The 6,664-nt window shown below is 42.4% G+C and carries 6 protein-coding genes; 3 read left to right on the top strand and 3 right to left on the bottom strand.

Annotation, left to right across the window (positions count from 1 at the left end; translation table 11 throughout):
• Positions 1-92: 92 nt before the first annotated feature.
• Positions 93-1,244, top strand: coding sequence for a transposase (locus GPK83_RS09700; RefSeq protein WP_215704660.1), 1,152 nt, complete (start codon positions 93-95; stop codon positions 1,242-1,244).
• Between the two features lie 48 nt (positions 1,245-1,292).
• Entirely contained in the window at positions 1,293-1,466 is a 174-nt protein-coding gene (locus tag GPK83_RS09695) for a hypothetical protein (RefSeq protein WP_165860061.1), read from the top strand.
• A 369-nt stretch (positions 1,467-1,835) separates the two neighbouring features.
• On the opposite strand, the gene GPK83_RS09690 is transcribed toward GPK83_RS09695, so the two are convergent.
• Complete coding sequence (locus tag GPK83_RS09690) at positions 1,836-2,714, bottom strand: hypothetical protein (protein ID WP_215704659.1); 879 nt, start codon at positions 2,712-2,714, stop codon at positions 1,836-1,838.
• Positions 2,715-3,043: 329 nt separating this feature from the next.
• On the opposite strand from GPK83_RS09690, the gene GPK83_RS09685 reads away from it, so the two are divergent.
• Complete coding sequence (locus GPK83_RS09685; protein ID WP_215704658.1) at positions 3,044-4,072, top strand: hydroxyacid dehydrogenase; 1,029 nt, start codon at positions 3,044-3,046, stop codon at positions 4,070-4,072.
• Positions 4,073-4,294: 222 nt separating this feature from the next.
• On the opposite strand, the gene GPK83_RS09680 is transcribed toward GPK83_RS09685, so the two are convergent.
• Together GPK83_RS09680 and GPK83_RS09675 are read right to left on the bottom strand one after the other, a co-directional pair.
• Positions 4,295-5,173: a DUF1932 domain-containing protein gene (locus GPK83_RS09680; protein ID WP_215704657.1), complete on the bottom strand. Its 879-nt coding sequence runs from the start codon at positions 5,171-5,173 to the stop codon at positions 4,295-4,297.
• 331 nt (positions 5,174-5,504) lie between these two features.
• Positions 5,505-6,647, bottom strand: a complete 1,143-nt coding sequence (locus tag GPK83_RS09675) for an amidohydrolase family protein (RefSeq protein ID WP_252196309.1) — start codon at positions 6,645-6,647, stop codon at positions 5,505-5,507.
• Positions 6,648-6,664 lie beyond the last annotated feature (17 nt).

Below are 6,664 nucleotides of genomic sequence, written 5' to 3'. Positions count from 1 at the left end.
ATGTTTAGGCTACATGGGTCAATTTTGGGATTCATGGTACAGTTACCAGTTCAGATACTGCTCCGTGAATAATTCAGGCTCATAATAGTCTTATGAATATCTTACAGAAAATTTTTACAGACCATTACGAAGAAATTAAATATACTCTTCATCCCAGAAAAACTGAGATAGAAAATATCGACAAGATGATTAACTGTGGCGATTCATCATTCGGCGGCGCAATGTATGGCTGTCCTCACTGCGGAAAACTCAAATTCGTTCCTTTCCGCTGTCACAGCCGTTTCTGCCCTACCTGTGGCAACAAATATGCCATAGAACGCACCACCAGTATGTCCTTTAAGCTGGTAAATGTCACACATCGCCATTGCGTTTTCACAATCGATGAAAATCTTCGCGAATCCTTTCTCAAGGATCGTTCTCTGCTCGATTGTCTGTTCCACTCTGTAAACAGCGTGATCTCTCGTATGTTCTACAAAATGAATAAGTCCAAAAACTTCACGCCCGGTTTCATTATGGTTTTACATACTTTTGGCAGAGACCTGAAATGGAATCCGCACATCCACTGCCTCTTATCTGAAGTCGGATACAGTGACGATGGTTTTTGGCGCCATGTCAAACACTTTAATTACACTTATTTACGTAATGCTTTCCGCACTGCTCTGCTTAATGAAATGGAGTCCAAAATCGGTCCTTCTTTCAAAAAAGTGAAAGCGGATTGCTATACGGAGCATAAGCACGGTTTTTACGTTTATGCCAAACCGAACAAATGTGACCCCAAAACAGTTGTCAAATATATCGGTCGATATCTGGGGCGTCCTGTCATCGCTACATCCAGAATTGATAAATACGATGGCGAAATGGTTACTTTCCATTACAACCGACATGAAGACGAACAATACATAGAAGAAACGGTTCCTGCCATGGAATTCATTCAACGATTGATCCGGCACATACCAGAAAAGCATTTCAAAATGATCCGTTATGGAGGTCTCTATGCCCGCCATCGGAAGATTGATTCCAAGCTCCATCGTGCCATTTCAAAAAGTAAACATCCTATTTATCGCAGCTTCAATCAGTGGAGAACTGCTATTCTTTCCTCTTTCGGTTATGACCCTCTGGAATGTCCAGACTGTAAACACAAGATGATGTTTCTTGAACTTTATTACAATCACAAACGCGTATCTCTCGAAGAACTTTACGAGAAAGCAATGTCCAAATCTCGTGGAAAGCGTTCTTCTGCATAAATTCCTCAGATTTTATGATATAATCCTCTGAAAGGAGGATAAACTACCATGAAACAAAACATCGAGGAATTACGCAAAAAATATATGGATAATCCCCCAGAAGGTATAACTTCCAAGGACATTCGCCTTATGAGCGAAGATGAACTTCTGGATATGGATTATTTCTTAAATGATGATGAACTTGATGACGATTTTGGTGAAGAAGGTTTTTATATCTTCTAAACCAACATTCGTCTACTTGTTGTGCCCGCCTCTGTGCGGGCCCTTTTCAATTCAAGAGAGCGCCGCAGGCGGTCTTTCCTATAAAGTAAAAAAGCCATCGCGCAGAATTTTATTTCTACGCGATGGCAATGAAGCTATTGATATAATTCAGTTTTCTTTTATCTCTGTCCTTAATAACCTTTCTTTTCTCGCCCAACAAAACTTATCAAATAATCATTTCTATTCTGCTTCTACTTTCTCCGACGAAACTGCCAGAATTTTTCTCTGGCAGTTTTTGTACCTATTCCTGTTTCTTTATTTTCAACTCTCCCTGAATTTTCTCAAAATCAAACCCCGGTGTTGCTTTCACTACCGCCTCGTATATTTCTTTCAGCTGATCTTCCGATGTTTCCAGAGCATCCGCAATCTGTTCCAGGGACTGGCCTTTCCGTACTTTTTAATTACTAATTCGATCTGGTTCTGTATGCGTCCCTGATCCAAGCCACTGCCATATCCACTATCGTATCCATTATCATAACCTTCCTCATATCCGCATTCCCTCACATTTTTCAGATGCAGTTCTTCGTTATATTCTGTCAATACCACGTTTCGCACCTCCGATCTGTTTTTCTTTAAAAGATCCTTCAGTACTCCCTCTTTTAAGGACTTACTGATTGCTTCATCTACAGCTTCCTCCAGCGTTTTTCCGGCACGGACTCCCTGTCTCACAGTTTCCACAAAATAAGAATAATCGTGCAGTGTCTGGCACTTCGCCATTAATTCCCGGTTATACCCATAATTAATATTTAACATGATCGCAGTGCATTCCAGCGCTGCCTCCTCATCCTGCCCGCCTTCAAATGAATCTGACAGCCGGAGAATCTTTCTTTCCGGTTCCTTCTTTAAACCGTTATAAAAGACAAGAAACTTCGGCTTTGGGATCATGATCTGCTTTTCGGAATACATATCAAGATGGTTGCTTTCTACCCATCCCTTTATCAGATCTCCAAAATATATAGTTCCCCTCAATGGCATGTTTGGATTACTGGTACTCTGGGCTTCATACAAGTTCAGATAATGCGCAAACAAGAATGAGACATCATTTTTCATCCCCATATACACTACATCTTCCAGCGTATTGATCTCCAGATCGTCCGCATTCGTATACGAACTTCCGTTTACTGCGTTATACAGGCTCAGTAACTCCTCCTTCCCATGAAACACCAGTCGGAAAAGGCTGTCTTTAAAGTTTCTCTTTACTTTCGTCATAGTTTCTCCTTTCATTGTACACGATATAGAGTTTTTTTGCAATTTCGTGGGAACGATTTCAGAACTGAAGTCAGATACCACAGACGCCCGGAATCACGGGCAGGGATCTCCAGGAAAGAGACCTGTTTGATAATCTTATATTAGCATATTTGCCTTATAAAAGAAAGTGCTATAACATATAAGCGTCTCTTTTCGTACCAGCGATTTTCAACAACATTTCTTTTTCAACCTTACAAAAACAGATTGTTTTATTTTGTGAACAATCTCCGCTATAATAAAGACAGTGAAAAACAGCTTATCAAAAATGTTTCATTATAGGAGGTATTATCATGGGTTGGAAAATTCTACTCCCGCAGGAAATTATGTCCGAAGGCCGTAAGCTTCTTGAGGATGCTGGTCATACCGTAATCGACGGCCGCGGATTTGAGACAGAGGACGTTCTCGCTGATTTCAAGGAATATCAGCCGGACGCTATGATCGTCCGTATCACACCGATCACACGTGAAGTGATCGAGTCAAACCCTAACTTAAAGGTTATTGTTCGTCACGGCGCCGGTTTCGACGCTCTTGACGTAAAGGCCTGCCACGACAACCATGTCCAGGCTCTCTACGCACCGGTCGCAAACAGCACCTCCGTTGCAGAGACAGCTATGTTACTCATCTTAGAGTGCAGCCGCAACGTGACTGTCCTTCACAAGACATGGGTAAATGACTTCTACAAGGCAAAATTAAAAGTCCGCAAGAACACATTAAACGGCAAGACCATCGGTCTGATCGGCTGCGGTAACATCGGAAGCCGCGTTGCAAAGCGCTGCCTCGCATTCGAGATGAATGTTCTCGCATATGACCCGTACAAACCGGCTTCTGAGTTCCCGGACGGCGTTGAGGTTGTCCGCGACCTTGACCGCATCTTCAAAGAGTGCGACTATGTTTCCCTTCACTGCCCGAACACTCCGGTTACCAAGAACATGGTAAACAAAGAGCGTCTCGCAATGATGAAACCGACAGCATTCTTAATCAACACCGCACGCGGCGGCTGCGTGGATGAGGATGCTCTCTATGAGGCATGCAAGAATGGCGTGATCGCAGGTGCCGGTCTTGACGCAATTAAGAAGGAACCGGTTGATCCGGCTAACCCGCTTCTTACACTCGACAATGTTATCATCTATCCGCATATCGGCGGCAACACATCTGAGGCTGCCCACCGCGCTTCCTACTTCGCAGCTATGGGTGTTCAGGAAGTTTACGAGGGCAAGAAGCCGACATGGCCGATCAACGATGTTGACTATGAGACAGCTAAGACATACACAGACACAAAGAAACCGGATACAAAACCGGCTGGAATGTTTGATTTCTAATCAATCGTTTGCCAACTTCTTTTCTCATATAATGAAAGCAGGCAGGACTTATCGGAGTGATAGGTTCTGCCTGTTTTACTATCTGTCTGTAAAAGAGGTCTGCCACGGAAATTTCATCTGGCAGACCTCCTCACAATACTTATTGCTGGCTCTTTCTTTTGTTCTCAACTCACTACAAATTTTTTTACCCACAAACAGACACATCTAATTGTATCTCTTCCATCAACGCTTTACCCGGATTTTCTCAATAATCTCCTGATAACCGGTCGGCTTACTGTCAACATACTGTTCTGCAAATTTATACGGCTCCAATGCCTCCAGACAATGCTTCGTAGCTACCGTCATTTCTGCAGATAAATCTTCTTCCCCAAGCATGGCGATCGATCCCTTTAATTCAGCCGCACGACGAGTACAATGCAGAGCTGTTCCTGTAACAAGACGATTCAGATGACTAGTAAACGGAATATCATCCATCGATTTTGAGATGGATGCAACAACCTCCTCTGTCACATCATAAGCATCTGCAGCCTGCAGCATCTCGATCATCAGACCTGCTATGCCTTTCATGTAAATGCTGCGCACCAACTTAATCGCAGAAGCAGATCCTGCTTTTTCTCCAGCCAGTGTAATTTTCATGCCATACGGAGTCATCAATTCGTAAAATTTAGCTGCACCATTACCACTGGCGGTAATCGGAACCTTATGCTTGTCTTTTGGTAAAGATCCAAGCATAGCGGCATCGGCAAACAATATTCCTGTATCCTTGATAGCCTCCCATATCGCTGTCTTCGTTACAGGTGTGGATGCACTCACATCTACATATACCTGATTTGGACGCAGATATTCTTTAATCTCGTTGCAGACATCCATTGTGAAAGATGATGGTACCGCCGCAAATAAAACATCTGCCCACCGAGCAATCTCCTTGGCAGATTCTACCAATGTTACACTGGCCTGATCTGCTCTGGCATATACCTGTTTCCCCATGACCTCATGATTCATCATGGCATCATTTGCCCGGATTCCTGTAATTCCCTCATTTTTCAATCCAAGAGAAATGTTAAACGCTGCTTCTCCGTAACCAATAAATCCAATTTTCATATGACAATACCTCCTGTAAACTTATAAAAATTGGTGTCTTATCTGACTGAGTTCGAGTTGAACGTCTATAAGACTTAACATGTGATCCCAATCAGCGAAGTAAGCATATTCCATACAGAATCACTGCACACCTCTTTTCCAATTCTTTTTACAACTTCATCATAATACAGATATTCACAATATTCAAACAATGTATTTTCATACTTTTAACAATATTTATTTGTTGTTACAACTCTACAAAATAAAAAAGTCATAAAAATCTCTCCTGTTAAAACCTTCTTTACAGGATTTATTTCTATGACTTTCCATAATCTATAATATGTATTAACACTCAATCGTTTGAAAGAAAAACAATTTCTCCACTCTGAATCGTAGTTTGAACTTTAAGCTGTCTATCTCCTATTCGACAATTTCCATCTGCATCTTCAAAAGAAACTCTTCCATTCTCCATTCGGCAAAGGATTAGATCTGCCTCATACCCTAAAGCAATTTTTCCAATCCGATCTGCTAACCCAAGACACTGCGCAGGGGTTACCGTTACCGCCCGAAGTATTTTATGAAACGGCATGCCTAAAAATAAAAACTTAGACATTACAAACGGCAAGTCCCACATGGTCGGAGATTGGTGGAAGGTTGCAGGAGTAGAATCACTGCTGATAATATCCGGCCACAATCCAGCTGCAACAGCTTTTTCGGCAATTTGAAAGTTAAAATTCACCTTACCGTTTCCAACCTCCATGAAAATGCCTCTCTTCTGTGCTTCCAGAATCCCTTGTTGGACACTCTGATCCACATTGAGAATGGTATTTCCCTTTCCATGGTAAGTATGACTGTAAATGTCACCCGGTCGAAGAAGTGCAGCTACTGACGATGCTTCTTCCGGCGGATCTGTCGTATGAACACATACAGGAAGCCCCAATGCTTCACCAGCCTCTACCGCTCTAAATAAGGGTTGCAGACCTAATTTTCCAACGATAGGACGACTGATCCGAATTTTAATGCCGGCAATTTTACCCGGATACCGTTCCATCATTTCCCGCATCTTTTCGATATCAAGAACCTCATCTCCTAATGGCTCATGGATCCCCTTTCCAGGTTGACCAATCGGTGATAGATTTAAAAAACTTTTTATCCGGAGTCTTTTGCCTGCAAGGTCACAATCATACATCGCTGCAAAATTTGCGTAACCGGCACTCCCCATATCCACCGCAGTTGTCACGCCTGCACTCAATAAATGGTTTGCATTCATACCAAAACCACTTCCGTGTTGAAAAAGATGGACATGCAAATCAATCAAGCCAGGAAACAAATATGCTCCTGCAGCGTTTATTTCCTTCCGTGTGTCATGCATTTCACTTCCTGTAGGCTGTATCAATGCTATCCGTCCGTTTTGAATTCCAACGTCTGAATAAGTTTCAAAGCCTGTTTCTGGATCCAGTAATATCGCATTCCGAATCAATAAATCCATCTTCATGAAAGGCATCCTCCTTC

Source organism: Clostridium sp. MCC328, from assembly GCF_018785465.1.
Classification (GTDB): Bacteria; Bacillota; Clostridia; order Lachnospirales; family Lachnospiraceae; genus Pilosibacter; species Pilosibacter fragilis.
This window is presented reverse-complemented; position numbering and strand designations above follow the sequence as displayed.